We start from the raw sequence: 23165 nt of genomic DNA on the forward strand, positions 1-23165 counted from the left end.
CAGGACCGCATTCTATTCAGGTAAATGCGCCACGCCATCGGAATCGGTCATCGCCCGCTCCAACAGATCCGCCGGCAAGCTTTTACTTGCCCGAGCACCGAGCAAGCGCAATTGCTCGGTCCGGCTGACCAGATTCCCGCGCCCATCTGTCAGCTTGTTTCGCGCCGCGCTGTAAGCCTTATCCAACTGTTGCAAACGGTTACCCACTTCATCCAGGTCCTGGATAAACAGCACGAACTTGTCGTACAACCAACCGGCACGCTCGGCGATTTCCCGGGCGTTCTGGCTCTGGCGCTCTTGCTTCCACAGGCTGTCAATCACCCGCAGGGTGGCGAGCAAAGTGGTCGGGCTGACGATCACGATGTGGCGGTCGAACGCTTCCTGGAACAGGTTCGGTTCAGCCTGCAACGCGGCGGAAAACGCCGCTTCGATCGGCACGAACAGCAACACGAAATCCAGGCTGTGCAGACCTTCCAGGCGCTTGTAATCCTTGCCGGCCAGGCCTTTGACGTGATTGCGCAGCGACAGTACATGCTGTTTCAGCGCTGCCTGGCCAATCACCTCGTCATCCGCCGCCACGTACTGTTGATAAGCCGTGAGGCTGACCTTGGAGTCCACCACCACCTGCTTGTCGCCGGGCAACATGATCAACACATCGGGCTGGAAGCGCTCGCCGTCCGGCCCCTTGAGGCTGACCTGGGTCTGGTACTCGCGGCCCTTTTCCAGGCCGGCGTGTTCCAGCACCCGCTCCAGGATCAGCTCGCCCCAGTTGCCTTGGGTTTTCTGGCCCTTGAGGGCACGGGTCAAGTTGGTGGCCTCGTCTGACAGGCGCAGGTTCAGTTGCTGCAGGCGTTCCAGCTCTTTGGCCAGGGAAAAACGCTCGCGCGCCTCGTTCTGGTAGCTTTCTTCCACGCGTTTTTCAAACGACTGGATGCGCTCCTTCAACGGGTCGAGCAACTGGCCCAGGCGTTCCTGGCTGGTTTCGGCGAAGCGCTGCTCGCGCTCATCGAAAATCTTGCCGGCCAATTCGGCGAACTGTGCACGCAGCTCATCCCGCGAGCCCTGCAGGTCGGCGAGGCGTTGTTGATGGCTCTCCTGCTGCTCACGCAGTTCGGCGCGCAAGGCCGCCGACAATGCATCGAGGCGGCGCAGCTCGGTCTCCTTGGCGCTGCGGTCGAGGTTCCAGGCGTGGGCGGCGTCGCGGGCATTGTCGCGGTCGATCTGCAGCAATTCGACTTCGCGGCGCACGGCGGCCAGGTCAGCTTGCTTGGCTGCGTTAGCCTGGCTCAGGTCACTGATCTCATCGCGGCTGGCATCCAACTGCGCGGCGAGGCCTTCCTGGGCCAACAGCGCGGTGGCGAGGCGCTCTTCAAGCAGTTCCCAGCCGTTCATACGCGCGGTCAGTCGTCGCTGGAGTTGCCAGCATACGGCCAATAAAGGCACGGCAGCGCCAGCGAGGCCCAAGGCAATACTGGTCCAGTCAAAAACCATAGACGATTCTGCCATTACCGAAAAAAAACAAGGTTAACGGAGCACAGGGCGTGAGGACAGCTCAGTCTTCGACCTGGCCCAGTTCACGCTGGGCGCGCAGGTCGCCGGCACGCGCCGCCAGGCGCAGCAGGTCATGGCCGATGCGGCGGTCACGGGCATTCCCGCACTCACGGCACATCAGTTGGCCCAGGCGGCTTTGAGCGACAACCACGCCCTCGCGGGCCGGCTGCTTGAGCAAACGCCCGGCGAAGTGCTTGACGTTGGTGCTATGGCCCAGGCGTGGACTGTCGAGTAACCACAAAGCGACCTTCAACGAAAAGCGCTTAGGGACGGTAACAATCTGGGGGTTGTCGGTAACAGAAGGTGATACTGAGCGAAACTTCATAAAGCACTGTGGGACGGGACGGAAGGCGCGCCACTCTACTCTTTTTTTCACACAGGTAAAGCTGAAAAACCCTGCACGCCCGTGCTAGAGCAAGCGCTCGGGACAATCCACAGAAGCTGTGGATAACTCAGTGGACAACCCTCTTCCAACCCGCGCAAAGCCCCATGGAACGGGGGCCGCAGTCAAACTGACGATTTTTTCACCAATAAAAAAAAGCCCGATTTTTCATTGACTTAAATTTCCATTACAGGCAAATGGCGGCATTGCAGCGCAACTGGCGGTAGGGTTACACGCATCGCCACGAATGTGCACAAGTACCCATCCGATGGTTATATCAACGGCATTCTTTGAAGCCGTTTGCCGCAAAAATTGTTACGGCATGGGCAAAGCAAAGACTTTTCAAATCGGTTCCGGCTCGCCACACTCCCCGCCCTACAGCGAAACGGTGGGGTGAGTCGATGAAAGGAATGCTGGTGTTCGCCGTGTTGCTACTGGCGATCTGCGCCGTCTCCCTGGGGATCAATGCGGCGCTACCGTCACCGGACGGGGCGCTGTTCGCCATTGCGATCCTGCTGTCGGCAGCTTTTACTGCCGTCAGCCTTTGCATCGAACTGGGTGAAGGCCGGATCAATGACATGGGCGACGTGATGAAAGTGGTCGAGACCGGCCAGTCCCTGCGCTTGACCCTCGCCGCGTACGGGCTGGGCTGCTCACTCGCGGCAGCGACGGCGGTGCTGGTGTACCAGGGCCTGCTGGGCGGCTGATTGAAGTTTTTTTGCCAATACGCTTCCCTTGCCCGTTTCAATCCGTTACTATCCGCGGCGTTAGTACCAAGCTGAAAGTCAATTCTGGTCGAACCACTCCCTTGTACCACACGGGATCGACCACCTCGATGGTTTCCAGGTATCACTTGCGACGACACTGCCTTTGAACAAGCAAAGGGTGTCGCGAAGTTTCAATACTCTGACCGAACCAACCTGCAAATTGATCAGGATCTTCACCCTGGGCCCAGAACCTTTGCCCCTGTTGTGTTGCCTGCCCTCCTAAGTACCTACCTGCCAGCCCAAGCGCGCCTCATTTAATAGCGCTTCAAACTGGCTGCTTTGTTCCAGTCGGGTTCTTCGTTTGATCAATGGTGATCAACGTCACTGGAACGTTTTAATACGGCACGGTTCTTATCTGTGTCATTTGTAGGAACACCAATAATTATGAACGCTCAAATCCATACTCAGGATGCCATCCGCACCCTCACCAACGCTTTTGCTCCAATGAACTGCCTGATCATGGCCGCTCGCAAAGGCTGCTTCAGCTTCACCCTGGTCAACGAACACGGCATCGCTCGTCACAGCGAACGCCTGTACCCCGATCAATACTCCAGCGCAGAACCGCTGCAGGCCGTGATCGAGCGTACCCGTCAGGCATTGACCGCCTGATCGACCGAGTCGCTGAAACACAAAAACCCTGTTTAACAAGCAGGGTTTTTTATTGCCTGTGATTTGTGTATTGAGCTTTTGCACTAAGTTCAGAACGATATAACCGTTATAACTGAATGGCTAAGATGTTTTAAAAACAATCCTTTACATCACAAATATGACACTACACTTCAACTCAAGCGGCATGATCCGCTTCCGGCGAGCCTGAGACCCGATCCACCGCTGCCAAGCCCCTCTCAGGCCTCGCCGACCACTTTCTTGGGTTGAGGCGTCTATGGGTATCGCTGCCAGCGAATTGTGTCGTTATGTGATCCGGCCAACCTTGTCGTACCTCGGCCGGCAGGATCCCACGGCTGAATCCTTGCTGCTGGGCATTGCCGCCAGCCAGTCGGAATTGGGTTCCGCCTTGCATGACCGTCGCGGGCACGGCCTGTACAGCATCACCGAACCGCGCCACCGCGCCCTGTGGGATGGTTACTTGGCGCTGGATCCCGAGCGCGCCAGCCTGGTACGCGGACTGGCGAGCCAGCATGCGTTCCTCAGCGCGCCGCAACTCGAATTGACGGTGAACCTGCGTTACGCCACCGCCATCGCCTGGCTTCTGGTGGAACAACACAGCCCCGCACTGCCACCGCCCGGCGATGTGCTGGCCATGGCGCGTATCTGGAAAGAAATATTTCACCCTCAAGGCCGCCTGCGTGATTTCACTCAAGCGTGGCAGACCTGTGTTTCGCCCATGAATCACGTGGTTTGCTGACCGGGCAATTTGCAAGATTCGCCAAAAACCCAGAATTCTGGTCGGATTGTCCTACAAAAACGCTCTATCTCCTGCATTACAGCCTATAGCGCGATCTCAAAATTATTGTTACTTTCCGCAGCGGTGATCACCACGGAGTTCTAATAATGAAAAAAGTAATGCTCAAGACCACACTTAGCCTCGCCGTTGCCATGGCATCCTCCCACCTGTTTGCAAGCGGTTTCGCACTGAACGAACAGAGCGTCAGCGGGATGGGTACGGGTTTCGCCGGTCGCTCTTCTTCTGCCGATGATGCCAGCACTGTGTATGGCAACCCTGCCGGTATGGCTCGCCTCAACGGCCAGCAGATCACCGGTGGTGTTGCGGCGATTGATGCGTCGACCGATATCAGCGATACCGGCGGCAACTCTCGCGGCTCCAACAAAGGTGACATGGTTCCGTTCACCGCGGTGCCCTTTGGTTTCTACACCAACAAACTCAACGATCAGTGGGCTGTCGGCTTCGGTGTCTATGCGCCGTTCGGCCTGGTGACCGACTATGAAAACGGCTTCCAGGGCCGTGGCTTCGGCAGCAAGAGCGAAGTGAAGGTGATGACCTTCCAGCCGACGGTCAGCTATGCGTTCAACGACCGCGTATCCATCGGTTTTGGCCCGACTTTCAACCGGATTTCCGGCGTGCTGGAATCGGATCGGACGCTGAACCCCGCCGTCAGCGATACCAACGTCAAAATCAAGGGCGACGACACTGCGCTGGGCTTCAACGTCGGCGTACTGGTCCAGGCCACCGATACCACCCGTGTCGGCCTGACCTACCACTCCAAGGTCAAATACAAGCTGGAAGGCCACACCACCGTCAGCGGCCCGGCGGCGACTCAGCCGTTCCTGCGTAACAACCGCTACGACGCTTCCCTGAAGATCGATACCCCTGAGTCCTACGATCTGTCGGTCACTCAAGACCTGACCGATGCCTGGAAACTCTATGGTGGCGCGACCTGGACGCGTTGGAGCCGCCTGAAGGAAATCACCGTCGACAACGAAGGCGTGTCGGCTGCCGGCGGCTTGCTGGCGCCCGGCCAACTCACTTCCATTACCGAAGAACAGAACTGGCACGACACCTGGGCCTACGCGGTGGGTACCTCGTACCAGTTGACCAAGCAAGTGGTGCTGCGTACCGGCCTGACGTTCGACCAGTCGCCGACCAACAACACCGATCGTTCGCCGCGCATCCCGACGGGCGACCGTACGATCTTCAGCGTCGGCCTGGGCTACAAAGTCATGGATAACATGACCGTCGACCTGGCTTACTCCTACCTGAAAGAAGAAGACATCAAGGTCAACCAGACCGCCGATGCACCTTCGACCGCCAGCTACCGCGCCAAGTACGAAAACAGTGCCAACGGTTTCGGCCTGGGCATGACCTACACCTTCTGACACAGACCGGTGTAAAAAAGCCCCGCCCTCCTGCGAAGGAAGCGGGGCTTTTTAATGGCTGACCCTCAACGTTTGGACGCTATCGCCTGTTCCACCGCCTTGATCAGGTCCGGGCTGTCCGGCTTGGTCAAGCTGGAAAAGTCGGCAATCACCTTGCCCTGCCGATCCACTACATACTTGTAGAAATTCCACTTCGGCGCGTTGCTCTGCTGCGCCAATACCTTGAACAGGTGCACCGCATCCGGCCCCTTGACCTTCTGGGGCTCGGTCATGGTGAAGGTCACGCCGTAATTGACGTAACACACCTTGGCAGTCTCTTCGCCCGTCTTGGCTTCCTGCTTGAAGTCATCGGACGGCACGCCAATCACTTCCAGCCCTTCGTCCTTGTAGCGTTGATACAAGGTTTCAAGGCCTTTGAATTGCGGGGCGAAACCGCAAAAGCTGGCGGTATTGACGATGACCAGGGGCTTGCCGGCAAAGCGCTGGCACAGGTCGATGGATTCCTTGGCACGCAGCTTGGGCAATTGCCCTTCCAGCAACGGCGGGCAACCGGCGGCCATTGCGGCACTCGCAACGGCCATGAGGACGGGTACAGCGAGCCAACGCATCGGCATGGTTATGTCCTTGTCAGTGTTCAGGCTACGAACTTAACAGATCGACATACCCAGTTGCATCAACGCCAGCCCGCCGTGTTGCCAGCCCAGCCAGCCCAGCAGAAGCAAACCCAGCCCCGCCAGGAGTATCACACCGCGTATCGCTATGCTCATGCCGCCTCCATCTGCGCTTGCAATCGTGCCACTGGCCGCTCGCGCACCGGCCAGTTCAGGGCGGCGGCGAGCAGGCTCAACAGAATCGCCACCTGCCAGATCAAATCGTAGTTGCCGGTCCGATCATAGACCACTCCGCCCAGCCAGCCACCCAGGAACGAACCGATCTGGTGAAACAGGAACACGATCCCACCGAGCATCGAGAGGTTTCGCACACCAAACAGCGTCGCGACGGTGCCGTTGGTCAGCGGTACGGTGGACAGCCACAAAAAGCCCATGGCCATGCCGAACAGGTAGGCCGTGACTTCGGTGACCGGCGCCCACAGGAACAGCACGATCACTACTGCCCGCAGCACGTACAAACCGGTCAGCAAGCGCGGCTTGGACATACGCCCACCGAGCCAGCCGGCGGTGTAGGTGCCGAAGATATTGAACAAGCCGATCAGCGCCAGCACCGTGGTGCCGGTGGTGGCCGGCAGGTGCTGATCCACCAGATAGGCCGGCAGGTGCACGCCGATAAACACCACTTGGAAACCACAGACAAAAAAGCCGAAGGCCAACAGCCAGAAACCGGAGTGGGAGCAGGCTTCCTTCAACGCTTCACGCAAGCTTTGCTGACCGACCATTGCCGGCAACGGCCGGTCCTTGAGCATGGCGACCAGCGGCAGGATCAACGCCACCATCAGGCCCAGCGCGAGCAGCGCGGCCGACCAGCCCAGCCAACTGATCAACCCCAGTGTGCCCGGCACCATCGCAAACTGACCGAAGGAGCCGGCGGCACTCGCGATGCCCATCGCCATGCTGCGTTTTTCCGGCGCAACGGCACGGCCGACCACGCCCAGGATCACCGAGAACGAAGTGCCGGACAGACCAATCCCGATCAGCAAGCCCGCACTGAGGGACAGCGTCAACGCCGAATCGGACATACCCATCAACACCAGGCCCACCGCGTACAGGACGCCGCCGACAAATACTGTTTTGGTGGCACCAAAACGGTCGGCCAAGGCGCCGGTGAACGGCTGCGCCAGGCCCCAGATCAGGTTCTGCAAGGCGATGGCGAAGGCGAAAGTTTCACGGCCCCAGCCGAACTCGCTGCTCATCGGCGCCAGGAACAGGCCGAAACCATGCCGCACGCCCAACGACAGTGCCAGGATCAGCGCACTTCCTAAAAGAATCCAGCCACTGGTGCGCCACATCGAGGTCATTTCTTATTCTCCGCTGCGGGTATATACCCGTTTGTAGGCGACAAACCCGCGTTCAGGCGAGTTCGTCCAGCAAGGCCAACAGGGTTTCGCGTTTTTGCGCGCCGAGTCGATCGATCAATTTCCGCTGTGCCGCTTCCCAGGCGGGTAATGCCGCAGCGAGTCGTGCTTCACCCTCCCCGGTCAACATCACCAGGCGATTGCGCAGGTCATCGCCCTCCACCAACCGCACCAGCCCCTCGCCTTCCAGCACCCGCAGGTTGCGACCCAAGGTGCTGCGGTCCAAGCCCATGGCGTCGGCCAGGCTGGAAATGCTCGGCTGGTCAAGTCGCTGCAGGTTGCACAGCAAAGAATACTGGGCGACGTTGATCCCGAAGCCATCGAGGGCGCCGTCGTAGTGCCTGCTGACGCCACGGGCGGCACGTCGCAGGTTGGTGCACAAACATTGGGAGGCAAGCATGGAAGGTGTATATACCCGCGATTAAGGAAATGCAAGAAAGTGTTACAGCGCCAGCGCGACCAGAACCGCCATTTCGAGCAACTCCAGCAGCGCCCCAGCGGTGTCGCCCGTCGTGCCGCCCAGGCGCTTGATCATCAGCCGGCGCAGCGCCACAAAACAGAGGGCAGCGAACAATACGGCCAGCCCGCCGTTGAAACCGCCGATCAACATGCAGGCCAGGCCACTGAGGATCAGTACCTGTTGGCCGACGATCCTGGGTAAATGATCCGACAACGCTTGGCCCAATCCGCCGACACGCACATAGCGCGTGGTGAGAAACAGCGCGAGCATCGAGGCGCGCCCTATCAGCGGCGCCAGGATCAGTGCAGCGCCGTTGTGTTGCTCGATCAAGGCCACCAGCGCGGTGAATTTAAGCAGCAACACCAACCCGAGCGTGACCACGGCAATCGGTCCACTGCGCGGGTCTTTCATGATCGTGAGGGTACGCTCGCGGTCACCGAAGCCGCCGAGCCAGGCATCGGCGCTGTCCGCCAGGCCGTCCAGGTGCAGGCCGCCGCTGAGCAGCACCCAGGCCGTCAGCAGCAGCGCGGCGTGCAGCAACAGCGGTGCGCCCATCAAAGCCGTATTCAAGGCCCACAACAACAGGCCGAACAACAAGCCGACCACGGGATAAAACAACAGGGAGCGTCCCAACTCCTGGGGTTGCGGCATGCTCGGCAGCCGAATCGGCAGGCTGCTGAGAAATTGCACGGCGATCCAGAACGGCAGCATGCTTACACCGCTTCCTTGAGGACGCCGCCCGCGCAAACGTGCAGGCCGAATAACCCACCGTGAACGACCTCGACATTCAACAGTTGCTCCCGAGGCAAGCCGCGCGCCTGCGCCAGCAGAAGCCGCATCACGCCGCCATGACTGATCAGCAACACACGCTCACCGGCATGGGCTCGATGCAAGCGTGCGATTGCGCCGAGCACCCGCTGGGAAAACTCAGCGACAGGCTCGCCCTGGGGCGGCGTAAAAGCGTAGGGATCGGCCCAGAACAGACCCAGCCCTTGCGCGTCGGTCTCCATCAAGGCCGCCGCACTCTGCCCTTCCCAAGCGCCGAAGTGCAGCTCTTGCAGGTCTTTTTCCAACGTCACCGGCAGGTTCAGCCGCGCGCCCAATTCCTCGGCAAACCGTGCGCACCGTTGCAGCGGCGAACTAACCAGGCGGTCCCACGGCCTCTGCTGCTCCACCGCCGCGCGCATCTGCGCCCAGCCGTTGGCGGTAAGGGCATCGTCCAGACTGCCGCGCAAGCCGCCGCCCAGCTCGGTTTCGCCGTGGCGCAGCAGGTCCAGGCGCAAGGTCATGCCGGGCGGTCCGCCACGGCGGCTTCGGCGAAGGTTGCCATCTGCCCGTGCAGCGCACAGGCCAGGCGCATCAACGGCACCGCCAACGCCGCGCCGCTGCCTTCGCCCAGGCGCAAGCCCAGTTGCAGTAGCGGCTGCGCGTCAAGGCTTTGCAGCACATGATGATGGCCAGGCTCGGCACCGCGATGGCCGAACACCAGCCACTCACGGCAGGCCGGGTTCAAGCGCGTAGCGACCAGCGCCGCGACGCTGCAGATAAACCCGTCCACCAGCACCACCATGCCGTCCTGGGCGCACGCCAGGTACGCACCCACCAGCGCAGCAATCTCAAAGCCGCCGAGATTGAACAAGGTGTGCAACGCATCACCGCGCTGGCCGGCATGCAAGGCCAATGCACGCTCGATCACCGCCACCTTGCGGCTGACGCCCTGAGCGTCCAGACCGGTGCCTGGCCCCGTGAGGTCACTGACCCGGCAATCGAGCAACGCACAGGCCAGCGCGCTGGCGGCGGTGGTGTTGCCGATGCCCATCTCGCCGCCGATAAACAGCTGAGCCCCCGCTGCCAGCGCGCGCCGCGCACTGTCGCGACCGGCCTGCAGAGCGAGTTGCCCCTGGGCCTCGGTCATTGCCGGGCCGTTGACGAAGTTGGCGGTGCCCGCGCCGATATTCAGGTGACGCACACCGGGCAGGTTCAGGGCTGGCGTCACCGTGCCCAGGTCGACCACTTCCAGCGGTGCATCCAACTGCCGCGCCAATACGCTGATGGCCGCGCCGCCGGTGACAAAGTTGTGCAGCATCTGCCCGGTGACTGCCTGGGGAAACGCAGACACGCCTTCGGCAACCACGCCATGGTCACCGGCGAAGATGGCGATCCACAGCTGATCCACCGACGGCTTGACCTGGCCCTGCAGGCCGGCCAATTGCACCGCCAGCGCTTCCAATTGGCCAAGGGAACCGGCCGGCTTGGTCAATTGCTGCTGGCGCGCCAGGGCTTCTTCGTACGTTTGAGCGTCAAGCGCCTTACAAGGGTTGAGCCACCAGCTGTCCGTCATAACGCAGTACCTTTCAAAGTCAGGGGCAGGCCGGCAACGGTCAGGACCACACGCTGACACCGCTCGGCCAAGGCTTGATGCAGCCAACCGGCTTCATCCACATAGCGGCGCGTCAATTCGCCCATTGGCACCACGCCCAGGCCGGTCTCGTTGCTGACAAAAATGATTTCACCCGGCAACACAGCCAGGGTCTCCAACAGTTGGTCACGCTCGAACGCCAGGCGCGCGGGATCTTCGAGCATCAGCAGATTGGTCAGCCACAGGGTCAGGCAGTCCACCAGCAGGCACTGCCCGGGCGCCGCATTTTCACGCAGCACGCGCGCCAGTTCGATGGGCTCTTCGATCAGGCCCCAGTGGCTGGGGCGACGTTGGCGATGCACGGCGACACGTTCGTTCATCTCGCCGTCCAGCGCCTGGCTGGTGGCGATGTAAATGACCGGCAAGGCGCTGTCGCCGGCGAGCTTTTCGGCGAGACGGCTTTTGCCGGAACGGGCGCCGCCGAGGATTAGTTGCAGCATGGCGTCACACCTCTATTTACAACGCGGTCAAATGTGGGAGCTGACTTGCCTGCGATGGCATCAACCGGTTGCTCCTGATACACCGAGCTGCCCGCATCGCAGGCAAGCCAGCTCCCACACACAGTCAAACCCCGCATAGCTTGCGCAACAATTCAGTGTCCAGATGGTTTTCCACCAGATCCGCCAAGCGCTCGATATCCCGCTCGCGCAAGCCGTGATAATCCACGTTCTGCACGTCCTGCAACCCCGCCCAGCGCAGCAAGGCGCTGCACGCCGCCGGGGTTTCAAACAGGCCATGCAGATACGTCCCGAGAACTTGTCCGTCGTCACTCCGGGCGCCATCGCTGCGCCCGTCGTCCAGGCGCACCGCCGCATTCGCCAAGGCCTCGCCGGACGTCACGCCCGCATGGATCTCATAACCACTGACCTCGGCATCCTCCAGCAACAGGCGCCCGCGCACATTGCGCAGCTGTTTCTCTTGCGCAAGTGTGGTACTGAACGCCAGCAACCCCAGGCCGTCGCTCGAGCCGGCCGGCCCTTCCAGGCCCAGCGGGTCGTGCACCTGCTCGCCGAGCATCTGCAGGCCGCCGCAGATGCCGAGCACTTTGCCGCCATAGCGCAGATGCCGTGACACAGCGACATCCCAGCCATTGGCGCGCAGATAGGCCAAGTCGTTGCGCACGCTTTTCGAGCCGGGAAGGATGATCAGGTCGGCAGCGGGGATCGGCTGGCCCGGCCCGATGAATTGCAGGTCCACCTGCGGATGCAGGCGCAGCGGGTCGAAATCCGTGTGATTGCTGATGCGCGGCAGCACCGGCACCACCACCTTGAGCACTTGGGCAGCCTTGTCGACCTGGCGTTTGTCGATGCCGTCTTCGGCTTCCAGATGCAGGTCCATCACGTAGGGCAACACACCCACCACGGGTTTGCCCGTACGCGCTTGCAGCCAATCCAGGCCCGGCTGCAGCAGGGCGATGTCACCGCGAAAACGGTTGATGATGAAACCTTTGACCCGCGCCTGCTCCGTCGGCGAAAGCAGCTCCAGGGTGCCGACCAGGTGGGCGAACACCCCGCCGCGATTGATATCGGCGATCAGCAATACCGGGCAATCCACCGCTTCGGCAAACCCCATGTTGGCGATGTCATTGGCGCGCAGGTTGATTTCCGCAGGCGATCCCGCGCCTTCGACCATCACCACGCGGTAGGCTTGGCTCAACCGCGCATGGGAGGCCAGCACTGCTTGCATCGCGATGGCTTTGTAGTCGTGATAGGCCACCGCGTTCATGCTGGTCACGGCGCGGCCGTGGATGATCACTTGGGAGCCGGTGTCGCTGTTGGGTTTGAGCAGCACCGGGTTCATGTCGGTGTGCGGCGCCAGGTTGGCGGCCTGGGCCTGCACCGCCTGGGCGCGGCCGATTTCGCCCCCTTCGGCGGTCACCGCGCTGTTGAGCGCCATGTTTTGCGGCTTGAACGGCACGACCGCCACCCCCTGGCGTACCAGCCAGCGGCACAGCGCCGTCACCAACGTACTCTTGCCGGCGTCAGAGGTAGTGCCTTGCACCATCAGCGTAGTCATGTCGCGGCCTTGTAGGCGGCCAGGGCCTGGTCCAGGCGCAGCCAGTCGGCCTCGGTGCCGGGCAGGCCGAAACGCAGGCTGCTGTCATGCACGAAGAGGCGCAGCAGGATGCCGCGCTGGGCCATGAACGCGTGCATGCGCTCGGCGTGAGGCGTGATCAGCCACTGGAACAAGGCGCAGCCACCCTGGGGGTGGAAGCCGTGCCCCTCAAGCATGTCGAACAAGCGCTGGGCGGCCTCGGTGCACCGCGCGCGCTGCCGTGCATGCCCGGCGCTGTCGCGCAGGCATACCTGGCCCAGCACCCGCGTCGGCCCGCTGACCGCCCAAGGGCCGACCTGTTCGGCCAGCAACTTGAGCAGCTTGCGCTCGGCCAATACAAAGCCCAGCCGCACGCCGGCCAGGCCGAAGAACTTACCGAACGAGCGCAGCACAATCAGGCCGACCTGATGCGCCTGGCCCGCGAGGCTCAGTTCGGGCGTTACGTCCATGAACGCCTCGTCCACCACCAACCAACCGCCGCGCTGGGCCAGCCGGGCATGCCAGTCGAGCAAACGCTGGGGAGCCAGGCTCAGCCCCGTGGGATTGTTGGGGTTGACCACCACCAGCACATCGAGCACATCGAGGAAGAAATCGACTTCCTGCTCTTGCACTTCGCGCACCACGTAACCGGCTCGGCGCCAGGCCTCGGCGTGCTCGGCATAACACGGCGAGAGTACGCCGACTTTGCCGGAGCGGCGCAGGCGTGGCAGCAACTGGATGGCCGCCTGTGAGCCTGGCACCGGCAATAGGTGCGCAGCGCCGTAATAGGCGCTGGCGGCCTGCTCCAGGCCGTCGTCGGTTTCCGGCAGACGCGCCCAGGCCCGCAGAGGAATCTCGGGGATCGGCCAGGGCCAGGGCGCGAGGCCGCTGGACAGGTCCAGCCACTCGGCCTCGGCTATCCCGTATTCAATCGCTGCCTTGCGCAGCCGGCCGCCGTGTTCAAGCATAGTATTGCGCTCCCACGCAGAGGATCAGCAGCCACAACCATACGCCGCGCTGCACCAGTTGCCAGCCCCGATCAATCGAATCGGCATCCGCCGCCGGGCCTTCGCCCAGTTGCGGGCGCTGGTGCACGTGGCCGTGATAGATCGCCGCGCCACCCAGCTCAACGCCCAGGGCGCCCGCACCGGCGGCCATCACCGGCCCCGCATTGGGGCTGTCCCAGGTCGGCCCCTGGGTGCGCCAGCAACGCAGCGCCAGGCGCGTCTTGCCCAGCACGGCGTACGTCAATGCCACCAGGCGCGCGGGAATATAGTTCAGCACATCGTCGATTTTTGCCGCCGCCCAACCGAAGCGCTCAAAGCGTTCATTGCGATAACCCCACATGGCGTCGAGGGTGTTGCTCAGGCGATACAGCACCACGCCCGGCACGCCGGCGACCACAAACCAGAACAGCGCGGCGAACACCGCATCGCTGCCGTTTTCCAGCACCGACTCAGTGGCCGCGCGGGCGACTTCGGTGCGGTCCAGCTCACTGGTCTGGCGGCTGACCAGGTAGCTCACGCGTGTGCGCGCTTCTTCAAGGTCATCGCTGCGCAGGGCCTGGGCCACCGGGACGACATGCTCGCCGAGGCTGCGCATGCCGAGGGCGAGGTACAACGCCAGGATCTCCAGGGCCCAGCCGATATACGGCGCCCACGACAACGCCGTGGCCAGCAGGGTCAGCGGCACCACGGCAATAAACCACGCGGTCACGCCATGGCTGCGCCAACCGCGGCCACCGCTGTTGAAACGTCGTTCGATGCGCCCGGCGAAATTGCCGAACGCCACCAGCGGATGCCAGCGCCTGGGCTCGCCCAGCAGCGCATCCAGCGCCACTGCAGCGACACACAGCAAGGCCACACTCATTGACTCACTCCCCACACATTTTCATACAACATGTCACTCAGCGGCCGAGGCTCGGTCCAGCCTTCAAGCTGCAACATCGGTGCCGGATAAAACTCGGCCACCGGTCCCAGGCACAACACAGCCAGGGGTTTTGCGCCAGGCGGCAAACCCAGCAGGTCGGCGAGCGCCTGCGGCTCGAACAGCGAGACCCAGCCCATGCCCAGCCCTTCGACGCGGGCCGCCAGCCACAGATTCTGGATGGCACAGGACAGCGAGGCCATGTCCATTTCCGGCAAGGTACGCCGCCCGAAAATGTGCCGCTCGCGATCGTCCATCAACGCAGCCACCAGCACTTCGGCGCAATCGTGGATGCCTTCGACCTTGAGCTTCATGAACGCATCGGAGCGCTCGCCCAGGGCTTCGGCGGTGCGGATGCGCTCTTCCTCCACCAGTTGCTGGATTTGCCCACGCAGGTGACGGTCACTGATGCGAATAAAGCGCCAGGGCTGCATCAAGCCAACACTGGGGGCCTGGTGCGCAGCCTGGAGCAGGCGGTGCAGTAACTCGGGGGCTACCGTGCCGCCGCTGAAGTGGCGCATGTCGCGGCGTTCGGCGATGGCGCGGTAAACGGCGTCGCGGTCGGCCTGGGGGAAGGCGTTGTCAGTCATGGCCCTATCGCGGGCAAGCCCGCTCCCACAATTGCCCGAGTTGAAACACTATCCAAGGTGGGAGCTGGCTTGCCTGCGATAGCGGTCTCAAGGTCCGGCGCAAATAATGCGGCCACCGCCGATGGATTGGATGGAAAGTAAAAGTGCACGTAGGAAGCCGTCATCCGCCCTTGTCGGTAAACCGCCTCTGCCCCGCGCCCACCATTGGGGCTCAGGCCACGAGCAATCGGCTGGCATTCGGTGCTGGTCAGGGAATGGTGATAGGTATGGCCACGCAACGTGCCTTCCGGCAGCTCGACACTTTGCAACGCCAACGCCGCCAGTTTCTTTTGCATCACCGCATCGCCCTGCAACAGGCCGACCAGTTCGGCGCGGGTGCCGTCGACATCGGTCAGCGAGTCCAGCAGGTAGAGCATGCCACCGCACTCGGCAAGCAAGGGTTTGCCGGCCGCATGGTGAGCGCGGATCGCGTCAAGCATCGGGGTGTTTTGCGACAGCGCCTGGTGGTGCAGTTCCGGGTAACCGCCGGGCAGGTAGAGGCTGTCGGCATCAGGCAATGCGCGATCGTGAATGGGCGAGAAAAACTTCAGCTCGGCGCCCATTGCCCGCAGCAGGTCAAGACTGGCACCGTAGGTAAAAGCGAAGGCTTCGTCGCGGGCCACAGCAATACGCACGCCATTGAGCAGTGGCTCGGCCTCGATCACTTCCGGCGCGGCAAAGGTCACCGGCGGCGGCAAGGCGACTTCGCAACTGCTGCCCAGGGCTTGGGCGGCGGCGTCCAGGCGCACATCCAGGTCATTCAATTCGCTGGCCTGCACCAAACCAAGGTGGCGGCTGGGTAATTCGATACCGGTCTCACGGGACAACGCGCCGTACCAGCGCAGGCCCTCGGTGAGGCTGCCTTCGAGCAATTGCGCATGGCGCAGGGTACCGACGCGGTTGGCCAGCACGCCGGCGAACGGCAGATCCGGCTGATAGCGCGCCAGGCCCAGCGCCAACGCGCCGAAGGTCTGGGCCATGGCCGTGCCGTCGATCACGGCCAATACCGGCACGCCGAAATGGCGCGCCAGGTCGGCGCTGGACGGAGTTCCGTCAAACAGGCCCATCACGCCTTCGATCAGGATCAGGTCCGCTTCACCTGCCGCTTCCCACAGTAACCGGCGACTTTCCTGCTCGCCCACCATCCACATGTCCAATTGATACACCGGCGCACCGCTGGCGCGTTCGTGGATCATCGGATCGAGGAAATCCGGGCCGCATTTGAACACGCGCACCTTGCGCCCCAGGTTGCGGTGCAAACGGGCGAGCGCGGCGGTGACGGTGGTTTTGCCCTGGCCGGACGCCGGTGCGGCGATCAATACGGCCGGGCAATGACGGGGCTGATTCAAAGTTCGACGCCCTTCTGTGCCTTGATGCCGGCCTGGAATGCGTGCTTGAGCATGCCCATCTCGGTGACGGTGTCGGCCATCTCGATCAACTCGGGCTTGGCGCCACGGCCGGTGACCACCACGTGCTGCATCGGTGGCCGAGCTTGCAGGTCGCCGAGCACCTGGTCGAGGTCGAGGTAGCCGTGCTTGAGAGCAATGTTGAGTTCGTCCAGCACCACCATGCCGATGCTCGGGTCTTGCAGCATCGCGCGGGACACCGCCCAGGCCGCTTCGGCGGCGGCGATGTCGCGCTGGCGGTCCTGGGTTTCCCAGGTAAAGCCTTCGCCCATCACATGGAAACGTACCTGCTCGGGGAAGCGGCGGAAGAACAACTCTTCGCCCGTGCTGTGGCGCCCCTTGATGAACTGCACCACGCCGCACTGCATGCCGTGGCCCATGGCCCGGGCGAGCATGCCGAACGCGGAGCTGCTCTTGCCTTTGCCGTTGCCGGTCAGCACCAGGAGCAAGCCGCACTCGTTGGGGGAATTGGCGATGCGTTCGTCGATCACGGCTTTTTTGCGCAGCATGCGCGCCAGGTGGCGTTCGTCGCGGTCGGGGGAATCGGTCATGACAGCTCTCCGTTGGGGCTGGACAAAAACGGCGGGCAGGAAAAAACAAAAAACAGACAGCCAAGCATCGCCCACCGTGATGCTGTTGGATGTTTCAGGCCGGTCTCCGGGCTCATGAGTGGCCTGTGCATGCACAGCAGGCCAACGCTGCGCCTTCCCATATCACATGGATACAGTGGCAATAAAGGCAGCGCCTTGACTCATTTACCGTTGCGGGGGCAGCGCCGGGATCGCGGCAGCACTGTGTACAAGTGCGCTCGCTCACCGGCTTCCCTGTTTCACTCTGTCGACGCGCACGCCACAGAGCACCTGGAACAAGCCGCGAAGGTTAGTGGGTTGGGGGTGGAGCGTCAATTAAAGCTGGTGGTGTACTTGAACCATCGCACCGTCGCCCTCCTCTACCCTTACAGGTATCAAGGAGTACACCATGCACAAAACAAGACTCGCCCTACTCATCATGGTCGCCGGCACCCTCGCTGCCTGCGGTGAAAGCTCCACCCTCCAGGTCTCCGACGGTACCGGACCGTCGCCCCAGTTGCCCGAACCGAACAAAACCCTGATCCCCACCGTCAATATCGCCCCCGCCATCGGCTGGCCCGAAGGCGTGAAGCCCACGGCCGCCGCCGGCACCCAAATAGCGGCGTTCGCCGAAGGCCTGGACCATCCGCGCTGGCTGTATGTGCTGCCCAATGGCGACGTGCTGGTGGCGGAAACCAACGCGCCGCCCAAGCCGGACGACGCCAAGGGCATTCGTGGCTGGGTCATGGAGAAAGTCATGGGCCGTGCCGGCGCCGGCGTGCCGAGCGCGAATCGCATCACATTGCTGCGTGACGCCGACCACGACGGCGTCGCGGAGACACGGACAGTGTTCCTGGAAAATCTCAATTCCCCCTTTGGCATGACACTGGTCGGCAACGACCTGTACGTGGCCGACTCGGACAAGCTGCTGCGCTTTGCCTATCAACCGGGTGAAACCGCGATCAAGGGCGCCGGTACGACAGTCGTCGACCTGCCCGGCGGCCCCCTGAACCACCACTGGACTAAAAACGTGGTGGCTAGCAAGGACGGCAGCAAGCTGTACGTAAGCGTGGGCTCCAACAGCAATGTCGGCGAAAACGGGCTTGAAGCGGAACAGGGCCGAGCGGCGATCTGGGAAGTGGATCGCGCCAGCGGCCAGCACCGTATCTTCGCCTCCGGCCTGCGCAACCCGAACGGCATGGCGTGGGAGCCGCAGAGCGGCAAGCTGTGGACGGCAGTGAACGAGCGTGACGAGATCGGCAGCGACCTGGTGCCCGACTACATCACTTCGGTCAAGGATGGCGGTTTCTATGGCTGGCCGTTCAGTTATTACGGGCAGCATGTGGATGTGCGTGTGACACCGCAGAACCTGGACCTGGTGGCCAAGGCGATTGCGCCGGACTACGCGGTCGGCCCGCACACCGCTTCGTTGGGCCTGACCTTTACCGAAGGCAGCAAACTTCCGGCGCCGTTCAGCAATGGCGCGTTTATCGGGCAGCACGGTTCGTGGAATCGCAAGCCGCACAGTGGTTATAAGGTGATCTTCGTGCCGTTTGAAGGTGGCAAGCCGACAGGGCAGCCGGTGGATGTGCTGACCGGGTTTCTCGATAAGGATGAAAAGGCCATGGGCCGGCCGGTGGGTGTGGTGATTGACCAGCAGGGGGGGTTGCTGGTGGCGGATGATGTGGGGAATACGGTGTGGCGGGTGTCGGGGGCCAAGTAGGCTATCTTGGGCAGATCACAAAACAGTTTGTTGCCGTGGCGGCCTTTGGGCCGACCAGGCTGTTGGGGTTGGACGGGTACATATCCGTTATTTGGGTCACGGCGGCTATGGGTTCCGCCCTTACGGCGGGTCACTTTGGAAAAGCCGGAATGCCGGCCCAGCCCAAAGTAACCAAAGGGCTCTTGCCCCACCACTCGGTACCTCGCTTAGGCTCGGTATGCCCTCACTCCGGCTTGAATCCGTGGGCCGCCGTCATGGGCCATCCATGGCCCAGGACGGCTAACCCGGCGTCCTGCCGGGTTACCCACGAATTCAAGCCTGCGTTCGGCCAGCGTGGTTGACGGGGCGCCTGAGATCAAGATCAAAATCAAAATCAAAATCAAAATCAAAATCAAAATCAAAAGCCAGAGCCAGAGCCAGAGCCAGAGCCAGAGCCAGAGCCAGAGCCAGAGCCAGAGCCAGAGCCAGGCAGTCTGAGGTCTATCTGATGTATGGAGATCAAACTGTGGGAGCGGGCTTGCTCGCGAATGCGGTGGATCAGTTACAGATGCACTCGCTGACACACCGCATTCGCGAGCAAGCCCGCTCCCACAGTTTTAACCGAGTTCGACACGAATACCGGTCGGCTCTAAGGCCGCCGCGCTTTGGCTTTTGATCTGGGATCGCCCCGTCAACCACGCTGGCCGGAATTCGACAGTGATTTGGGGGGTAAACCGGCAGGACGCCGGTTTAGCCGCCCCGCGCCATGGATGGCGCGTGGCGGCGGCCCCCCAAATCAGTGTCGGATTACGGGCATGCCGAGCCTAGGCGAGGCACCGAGTGGTGGGGCGAGGACTTTTTGGTTACTTTTTGGTCCTTCAAAAAGTGACCCGCTGTAAGAGCGGAACCCTAAGTAGCCGTTACCGCAGCAACGGATATGTACACCGAAAAAACCCTCTCAAGGATTACGCGCCAGATTCCCCGGCAACACCCGCTTGGCACTCAGATAAGCATTCTGCCAATACGCCTTGGACAAGGTATCCAGCTTCACCGTCCCCCCCGTTTGCGGCGCATGCACAAAGCGGCCCTCACCCACATAGATGCCGGCGTGGCTGACCTGCGAACCACCGCCGGTGGCGAAGAACAGCAGGTCGCCGGTCTGCAGGTTCTGCTCGCTGACATCTTGCGCGCGCATCACGATCAGTTCGCGGGTGGTGCGCGGCAAAGAGATTCCGGCGGCGTCGCGGAAGACAAAACCGATCAGGCCACTGCAATCAAACCCCGAGTCCGGCGTGTTGCCGCCCCAACGGTATGGCGTGCCGACCAGGCCGAGCGCGCGAAAGAGCACGTCGTCGGCCGCCGGCGAGAAATTCTGGGTGGAATAGTTGAACACCGGCTTAGGCTTGACCGCGACAGGCGCGGGCGGCGGTGGGCGGCTGGCGCAGGCGCTGAGCAACGCGGCGCAAACAAGGAGCATAAGGCGGGCCGAGGTCGACATGTGCAGAACAATCCTGGTCTGGATGCGGCTTTCGCTGCCGAACGCTGAAAACCAGAACGCGCAAGCAAGGCTCGCGCGAACGGATTACAGCAATGTCCAGGGATTCTAGCGCTTACACGTCAAACTTCAAGTATCACTTTAAGTTTACTTACTGGCGGTAACCGTAGTCGGGGCCATCGCGAGTGCGCGCTTGGCTTCGATGAAGGTTTTGCTCCAGTAGCTGTCGCCCAGGCTGTCGACACGAACACCACCACTGCGACGGCTGCTGGAGTGGATAAACTGGTTATCGCCCAGGTAGATACCGGCATGGCTGACACGACCACGGCCTGCCGTACTGAAGAAAAGCAGATCACCGGGCTTGAGGTTGTTGCGTGCGACCAACGGTGCTTTCACGTTGATCATTTCGCGGGTGGAGCGCGGCAGGTTCATGCCGGCTTCTTCACGAAACAGGTAGCCGATGAAACCGCTGCAGTCGAACCCGGCTTCGGACGTACCGCCGAAACGGTAACGGGTACCGATCAGGGACATGCCGCGTTCAAGGATGCTGTCGGCCAGTACCGGAAGCTGATAAGGCTTGCTGCCGGAGAAATCGGCCAGTTCCTTTTCAGTTGCCACCTCTTCTTCATATACGGAAGAAGACTGTGCGGCGACGAATTTTGCCTGGGACTGTTGTTGAGGCTTCTGCTGCTCAACCACCTGTTGAGGGTGGGAGGCGCAGCCAAACAACAGGGTAACGAGTGCGAGAGGCACGAGGGGTGCGAAGCGATTTAGCATGGGCACGACCGTGGCTGGTATGTAAAGAAGCCGAGACTATGCCTTCTATCACATCGATTTGCAAATTCAATCGTGGCTTATGTGACTTGGCGATTGGACCCTGACATCTAAGCCGTAATTCCATTTATCGGTTCAAATGCGCGGTCAAACAGGCCATAACGCAGGATTTCTGGCGCCTGTAAAATGCCGAACCCCAACGAATCAACGAGTTACCAGCCCAACGTCTCTTTGAGAAAAGGGATCGTCAATTTTCGTTGTGCCTGTAAAGAGGCCTGATCGAGCTGCTCGAGCAACTCGAACAATGCACTCATGCTGCGGGTGCCACGGGTGAGGATAAAATGCCCGACCTCGTCGGTGAGGTGCAGGCCGCGCCGCGATGCGCGCAATTGGAGGGCACGCAATTTGTCTTCGTCGGACAGCGGGCGCATCTGGAAGATCAACGCCAGGGTCATGCGCGACTTGAGGTCGGCCAGCTTGATCGGCAATTCGCGTGGCGAGGTAGAGGCTGCGATCAGCAGGCGCCGCCCGCTGTCACGCAAACGATTGAACAGGTGAAACAGCGCCTCTTCCCAATCCGCCTTGCCGGCAATCGCCTGCAAGTCGTCCAGACAGACCAGTTCGTATTGCTCAAGATGGTCGAAGATGCCGATACCGCGGTCCATCAACTCGGCAAGGGGCAGGTAGACCGCCGGCTCGCCCATCTGCTCGAAACGCAGGCAGGCGGCCTGCAACAGGTGGGTACGCCCTACGCCGTGCTTGCCCCACAGGTAGATAAGGCTTTCGGTCCACCCGGCGTCGGCTTCGCAAAGCCGCTCGACATAGCCGAGTGCAGCGGCATTGGCGCCTGGGTAGTAGTTGATAAAGGTGGCGTCATCACGCAGACGCACACCCAAGGGCAGCTGAATCGGTTTCATGCTGACTGAACGGCTCCAAACGAACCGTTAGTGGCCTCTGTGTAAAGTTTGCAAAGTTTATACCCGTGACGCCGGGCGCACAATGCAACAGACTCCAAGCAAAATCAAAGGTTTGCGTTAACCCGTTGGATTCACGAAGATTGTTTGACGTTACGGCGCCACAAATAACAAACCCGGCCGGAGCCGGGTTTGTGATGCACCGATTACAAGTCGGGGTCTTCGACCCCCGTATACACTTCCGAGTCCTTGTACAGATCGTGCACATGGCGCACCAGCACCATGATCACCGCCGCCACCGGCAGCGCCAACAGGATGCCGGTAAACCCGAACAATTCACCGCCCGCCAGGATCGCAAAGATCACCGCCACCGGGTGCAGGCCGATCCGATCGCCTACCAGCAACGGCGTCAGCACCATGCCTTCCAGGGCCTGGCCCACCATGAACACCGCCACGATCCCGAGCATCGGGTACAGGTCGCCGCCAAACTGGAACAGCCCCGCCACCAGGGCCGCGCCGATACCGATCACAAACCCCATATACGGCACGATAGCCGCCAGGCCGGCGATCAGGCCGATCAACAGGCCCAGCTCCAGACCAATCGCCATCAAGCCCGCAGCGTAAATGATCCCCAGAGCAAGCATCACCAGCAACTGGCCACGCACAAAGGCACCCAGCACCTCATGGCATTCCTCGGCCAGGGAGACGATGCGCTCCTCACGGTTGCGCGGCAGCAGGCTGCGGATCTTGGCCATCATGATGTCCCAGTCGCGCAGTAGGTAGAACGCGACCACCGGGATCAGCACCAGGTTGGTCAACCAGCCGATCAGCGCCAGGCTGGACGCGGTCGCCTGGCTGAGGATGACCCCGACGATATCGGTGGTCTGGCCCATGTGTTCGCTGATGGCCGCCTTGACCTTGTCAAACTTCCAGAACCCATCCGACAGCCCCAGCTTGGCCTGGGCCCACGGCATGGCCGTGTGCTGCAGCCAATCGAGCATCTGCGGCGCCAGCTCATACAGGCGAAACAGTTGCTTGGCCAACATCGGCACCAGCACCAGCACCAACGCCGTGATGATCAAGGTAAACAGGGCGAACACCGCCACCACGCCCCAGGTACGTGACAAGCCGGCCTTCTCCAGGCGATCCACCACGGGATCGAACAGATAGGCCAACAACAACGCCACCAGGAACGGCGTCAGGATCGAATGCAGCAAGAATACAAAGACGCACAGCAGGACAATCCCGCCAAGCCACACCCAACGACGCGTATCCGCCATAAACCACTCCAGCTATATAAAGAAGAAAACTG

At 61.7% G+C, this 23165-nt stretch carries 24 protein-coding genes and 1 riboswitch; of the genes, 5 read left to right on the forward strand and 19 right to left on the reverse strand.

Features of this window, described 5'->3' with window-relative positions:
• Window positions 1-12: 12 nt before the first annotated feature.
• A complete protein-coding gene (gene rmuC / locus KVG91_RS04745; protein WP_169376556.1) occupies window positions 13-1377 on the reverse strand; it encodes a DNA recombination protein RmuC in 1365 nt (454 codons plus the stop codon).
• Between the two features lie 175 nt (window positions 1378-1552).
• The gene (locus tag KVG91_RS04750) at window positions 1553-1876 is read right to left on the reverse strand and encodes a sel1 repeat family protein (RefSeq protein WP_169376541.1); all 324 of its coding nucleotides are present in this window, start codon (window positions 1874-1876) and stop codon (window positions 1553-1555) included.
• 458 nt (window positions 1877-2334) lie between these two features.
• Between KVG91_RS04750 and KVG91_RS04755 the strand changes: the two genes are divergently transcribed.
• The 4 genes from KVG91_RS04755 to KVG91_RS04770 all read left to right on the forward strand — a co-directional run bounded on the left by KVG91_RS04755 (window position 2335) and on the right by KVG91_RS04770 (window position 5496).
• On the forward strand, window positions 2335-2640 hold the full coding sequence (locus KVG91_RS04755; RefSeq protein ID WP_076952950.1) for a hypothetical protein: 306 nt from the start codon (window positions 2335-2337) through the stop codon (window positions 2638-2640).
• A 444-nt stretch (window positions 2641-3084) separates the two neighbouring features.
• Complete coding sequence (locus tag KVG91_RS04760; RefSeq protein ID WP_005790139.1) at window positions 3085-3309, forward strand: hypothetical protein; 225 nt, start codon at window positions 3085-3087, stop codon at window positions 3307-3309.
• A gap of 274 nt (window positions 3310-3583) precedes the next feature.
• Complete coding sequence (locus KVG91_RS04765; protein ID WP_076952949.1) at window positions 3584-4066, forward strand: hypothetical protein; 483 nt, start codon at window positions 3584-3586, stop codon at window positions 4064-4066.
• Between the two features lie 146 nt (window positions 4067-4212).
• Window positions 4213-5496 (forward strand): OmpP1/FadL family transporter, encoded by a 1284-nt coding sequence (locus tag KVG91_RS04770; protein WP_169376542.1) that lies wholly within the window; start codon window positions 4213-4215, stop codon window positions 5494-5496.
• 65 nt (window positions 5497-5561) lie between these two features.
• Here the strand turns inward: KVG91_RS04770 and KVG91_RS04775 are convergent, their stop codons facing one another.
• From KVG91_RS04775 to cobO, 13 genes are all read right to left on the reverse strand, one after another.
• Entirely contained in the window at window positions 5562-6110 is a 549-nt protein-coding gene (locus KVG91_RS04775; RefSeq protein ID WP_169376543.1) for a glutathione peroxidase, read from the reverse strand.
• 149 nt (window positions 6111-6259) lie between these two features.
• Window positions 6260-7459, reverse strand: a complete 1200-nt coding sequence (locus KVG91_RS04780; protein WP_169376557.1) for an MFS transporter — start codon at window positions 7457-7459, stop codon at window positions 6260-6262.
• A gap of 61 nt (window positions 7460-7520) precedes the next feature.
• A complete protein-coding gene (locus KVG91_RS04785) occupies window positions 7521-7925 on the reverse strand; it encodes a MarR family winged helix-turn-helix transcriptional regulator (protein ID WP_169376544.1) in 405 nt (134 codons plus the stop codon).
• Between the two features lie 42 nt (window positions 7926-7967).
• The gene (locus tag KVG91_RS04790) at window positions 7968-8696 is read right to left on the reverse strand and encodes an adenosylcobinamide-GDP ribazoletransferase (RefSeq protein ID WP_169376545.1); all 729 of its coding nucleotides are present in this window, start codon (window positions 8694-8696) and stop codon (window positions 7968-7970) included.
• 2 nt (window positions 8697-8698) lie between these two features.
• Window positions 8699-9274 (reverse strand): alpha-ribazole phosphatase family protein, encoded by a 576-nt coding sequence (gene cobC / locus KVG91_RS04795; protein ID WP_169376546.1) that lies wholly within the window; start codon window positions 9272-9274, stop codon window positions 8699-8701.
• Entirely contained in the window at window positions 9271-10326 is a 1056-nt protein-coding gene (cobT, locus tag KVG91_RS04800) for a nicotinate-nucleotide--dimethylbenzimidazole phosphoribosyltransferase (protein WP_169376547.1), read from the reverse strand. The genes cobC and cobT overlap by 4 nt, the downstream gene beginning before the upstream one ends.
• A complete protein-coding gene (cobU, locus tag KVG91_RS04805) occupies window positions 10323-10844 on the reverse strand; it encodes a bifunctional adenosylcobinamide kinase/adenosylcobinamide-phosphate guanylyltransferase (protein ID WP_169376548.1) in 522 nt (173 codons plus the stop codon). Before cobU ends, cobT begins: the two co-directional genes overlap by 4 nt.
• Before the next feature lie 124 nt (window positions 10845-10968).
• On the reverse strand, window positions 10969-12420 hold the full coding sequence (locus KVG91_RS04810) for a cobyric acid synthase (protein ID WP_169376549.1): 1452 nt from the start codon (window positions 12418-12420) through the stop codon (window positions 10969-10971).
• A complete protein-coding gene (gene cobD, locus KVG91_RS04815; RefSeq protein ID WP_169376550.1) occupies window positions 12417-13406 on the reverse strand; it encodes a threonine-phosphate decarboxylase CobD in 990 nt (329 codons plus the stop codon). The genes KVG91_RS04810 and cobD overlap by 4 nt, the downstream gene beginning before the upstream one ends.
• Window positions 13399-14307 (reverse strand): adenosylcobinamide-phosphate synthase CbiB, encoded by a 909-nt coding sequence (gene cbiB, locus KVG91_RS04820; RefSeq protein ID WP_169376551.1) that lies wholly within the window; start codon window positions 14305-14307, stop codon window positions 13399-13401. Before cbiB ends, cobD begins: the two co-directional genes overlap by 8 nt.
• Window positions 14304-14954 carry a 5,6-dimethylbenzimidazole synthase gene (gene bluB, locus KVG91_RS04825; RefSeq protein WP_169376552.1) on the reverse strand — a complete coding sequence of 217 codons (651 nt, stop codon included), beginning with the start codon at window positions 14952-14954 and terminating at the stop codon, window positions 14304-14306. Before bluB ends, cbiB begins: the two co-directional genes overlap by 4 nt.
• Complete coding sequence (locus KVG91_RS04830; RefSeq protein WP_169376553.1) at window positions 14951-16342, reverse strand: cobyrinate a,c-diamide synthase; 1392 nt, start codon at window positions 16340-16342, stop codon at window positions 14951-14953. The genes bluB and KVG91_RS04830 overlap by 4 nt, the downstream gene beginning before the upstream one ends.
• Complete coding sequence (cobO, locus tag KVG91_RS04835; RefSeq protein ID WP_169376554.1) at window positions 16339-16950, reverse strand: cob(I)yrinic acid a,c-diamide adenosyltransferase; 612 nt, start codon at window positions 16948-16950, stop codon at window positions 16339-16341. Before cobO ends, KVG91_RS04830 begins: the two co-directional genes overlap by 4 nt.
• Window positions 16951-17030: 80 nt before the next feature.
• A riboswitch (cobalamin riboswitch) is annotated at window positions 17031-17278 on the reverse strand.
• Between the two features lie 99 nt (window positions 17279-17377).
• Between cobO and KVG91_RS04840 the strand changes: the two genes are divergently transcribed.
• Window positions 17378-18691, forward strand: a complete 1314-nt coding sequence (locus KVG91_RS04840; protein WP_169376555.1) for a PQQ-dependent sugar dehydrogenase — start codon at window positions 17378-17380, stop codon at window positions 18689-18691.
• A gap of 937 nt (window positions 18692-19628) precedes the next feature.
• On the opposite strand, the gene KVG91_RS04845 is transcribed toward KVG91_RS04840, so the two are convergent.
• The 4 genes from KVG91_RS04845 to KVG91_RS04860 all read right to left on the reverse strand — a co-directional run bounded on the left by KVG91_RS04845 (window position 19629) and on the right by KVG91_RS04860 (window position 23133).
• On the reverse strand, window positions 19629-20168 hold the full coding sequence (locus tag KVG91_RS04845) for a C40 family peptidase (protein WP_169377825.1): 540 nt from the start codon (window positions 20166-20168) through the stop codon (window positions 19629-19631).
• A gap of 144 nt (window positions 20169-20312) precedes the next feature.
• Entirely contained in the window at window positions 20313-20942 is a 630-nt protein-coding gene (locus KVG91_RS04850) for a C40 family peptidase (RefSeq protein WP_169377826.1), read from the reverse strand.
• A 209-nt stretch (window positions 20943-21151) separates the two neighbouring features.
• Window positions 21152-21856 (reverse strand): DnaA regulatory inactivator Hda, encoded by a 705-nt coding sequence (gene hda, locus KVG91_RS04855; RefSeq protein ID WP_169377827.1) that lies wholly within the window; start codon window positions 21854-21856, stop codon window positions 21152-21154.
• A 203-nt stretch (window positions 21857-22059) separates the two neighbouring features.
• Window positions 22060-23133, reverse strand: coding sequence for an AI-2E family transporter (locus KVG91_RS04860; protein ID WP_076952931.1), 1074 nt, complete (start codon window positions 23131-23133; stop codon window positions 22060-22062).
• Window positions 23134-23165 lie beyond the last annotated feature (32 nt).

It is taken from the genome of Pseudomonas azadiae (genome assembly GCF_019145355.1).
GTDB classification, from domain to species: Bacteria; Pseudomonadota; Gammaproteobacteria; order Pseudomonadales; family Pseudomonadaceae; genus Aquipseudomonas; species Aquipseudomonas azadiae.

Bases quoted from the DNA above. Each gene is read 5' to 3' on its own strand.
- KVG91_RS04765 (WP_076952949.1), top strand. From the start codon at position 3,584: ATGGGTATCGCTGCCAGCGAATTGTGTCGTTATGTGATCCGGCCAACC.
- KVG91_RS04850 (WP_169377826.1), bottom strand. From the start codon at position 20,942: ATGCTAAATCGCTTCGCACCCCTCGTGCCTCTCGCACTCGTTACCCTG.
- KVG91_RS04770 (WP_169376542.1), top strand. From the start codon at position 4,213: ATGAAAAAAGTAATGCTCAAGACCACACTTAGCCTCGCCGTTGCCATG.
- KVG91_RS04810 (WP_169376549.1), bottom strand. From the start codon at position 12,420: ATGACTACGCTGATGGTGCAAGGCACTACCTCTGACGCCGGCAAGAGT.
- KVG91_RS04775 (WP_169376543.1), bottom strand. From the start codon at position 6,110: ATGCCGATGCGTTGGCTCGCTGTACCCGTCCTCATGGCCGTTGCGAGT.
- hda (WP_169377827.1), bottom strand. From the start codon at position 21,856: ATGAAACCGATTCAGCTGCCCTTGGGTGTGCGTCTGCGTGATGACGCC.
- cobD (WP_169376550.1), bottom strand. From the start codon at position 13,406: ATGCTTGAACACGGCGGCCGGCTGCGCAAGGCAGCGATTGAATACGGG.
- KVG91_RS04845 (WP_169377825.1), bottom strand. From the start codon at position 20,168: ATGTCGACCTCGGCCCGCCTTATGCTCCTTGTTTGCGCCGCGTTGCTC.
- KVG91_RS04840 (WP_169376555.1), top strand. From the start codon at position 17,378: ATGCACAAAACAAGACTCGCCCTACTCATCATGGTCGCCGGCACCCTC.
- cobC (WP_169376546.1), bottom strand. From the start codon at position 9,274: ATGACCTTGCGCCTGGACCTGCTGCGCCACGGCGAAACCGAGCTGGGC.
- KVG91_RS04760 (WP_005790139.1), top strand. From the start codon at position 3,085: ATGAACGCTCAAATCCATACTCAGGATGCCATCCGCACCCTCACCAAC.
- cobO (WP_169376554.1), bottom strand. From the start codon at position 16,950: ATGACCGATTCCCCCGACCGCGACGAACGCCACCTGGCGCGCATGCTG.
- KVG91_RS04860 (WP_076952931.1), bottom strand. From the start codon at position 23,133: ATGGCGGATACGCGTCGTTGGGTGTGGCTTGGCGGGATTGTCCTGCTG.
- KVG91_RS04780 (WP_169376557.1), bottom strand. From the start codon at position 7,459: ATGTGGCGCACCAGTGGCTGGATTCTTTTAGGAAGTGCGCTGATCCTG.
- cobU (WP_169376548.1), bottom strand. From the start codon at position 10,844: ATGCTGCAACTAATCCTCGGCGGCGCCCGTTCCGGCAAAAGCCGTCTC.
- KVG91_RS04750 (WP_169376541.1), bottom strand. From the start codon at position 1,876: ATGAAGTTTCGCTCAGTATCACCTTCTGTTACCGACAACCCCCAGATT.
- KVG91_RS04790 (WP_169376545.1), bottom strand. From the start codon at position 8,696: ATGCTGCCGTTCTGGATCGCCGTGCAATTTCTCAGCAGCCTGCCGATT.
- cobT (WP_169376547.1), bottom strand. From the start codon at position 10,326: ATGACGGACAGCTGGTGGCTCAACCCTTGTAAGGCGCTTGACGCTCAA.
- KVG91_RS04785 (WP_169376544.1), bottom strand. From the start codon at position 7,925: ATGCTTGCCTCCCAATGTTTGTGCACCAACCTGCGACGTGCCGCCCGT.
- bluB (WP_169376552.1), bottom strand. From the start codon at position 14,954: ATGACTGACAACGCCTTCCCCCAGGCCGACCGCGACGCCGTTTACCGC.
- KVG91_RS04755 (WP_076952950.1), top strand. From the start codon at position 2,335: ATGAAAGGAATGCTGGTGTTCGCCGTGTTGCTACTGGCGATCTGCGCC.
- cbiB (WP_169376551.1), bottom strand. From the start codon at position 14,307: ATGAGTGTGGCCTTGCTGTGTGTCGCTGCAGTGGCGCTGGATGCGCTG.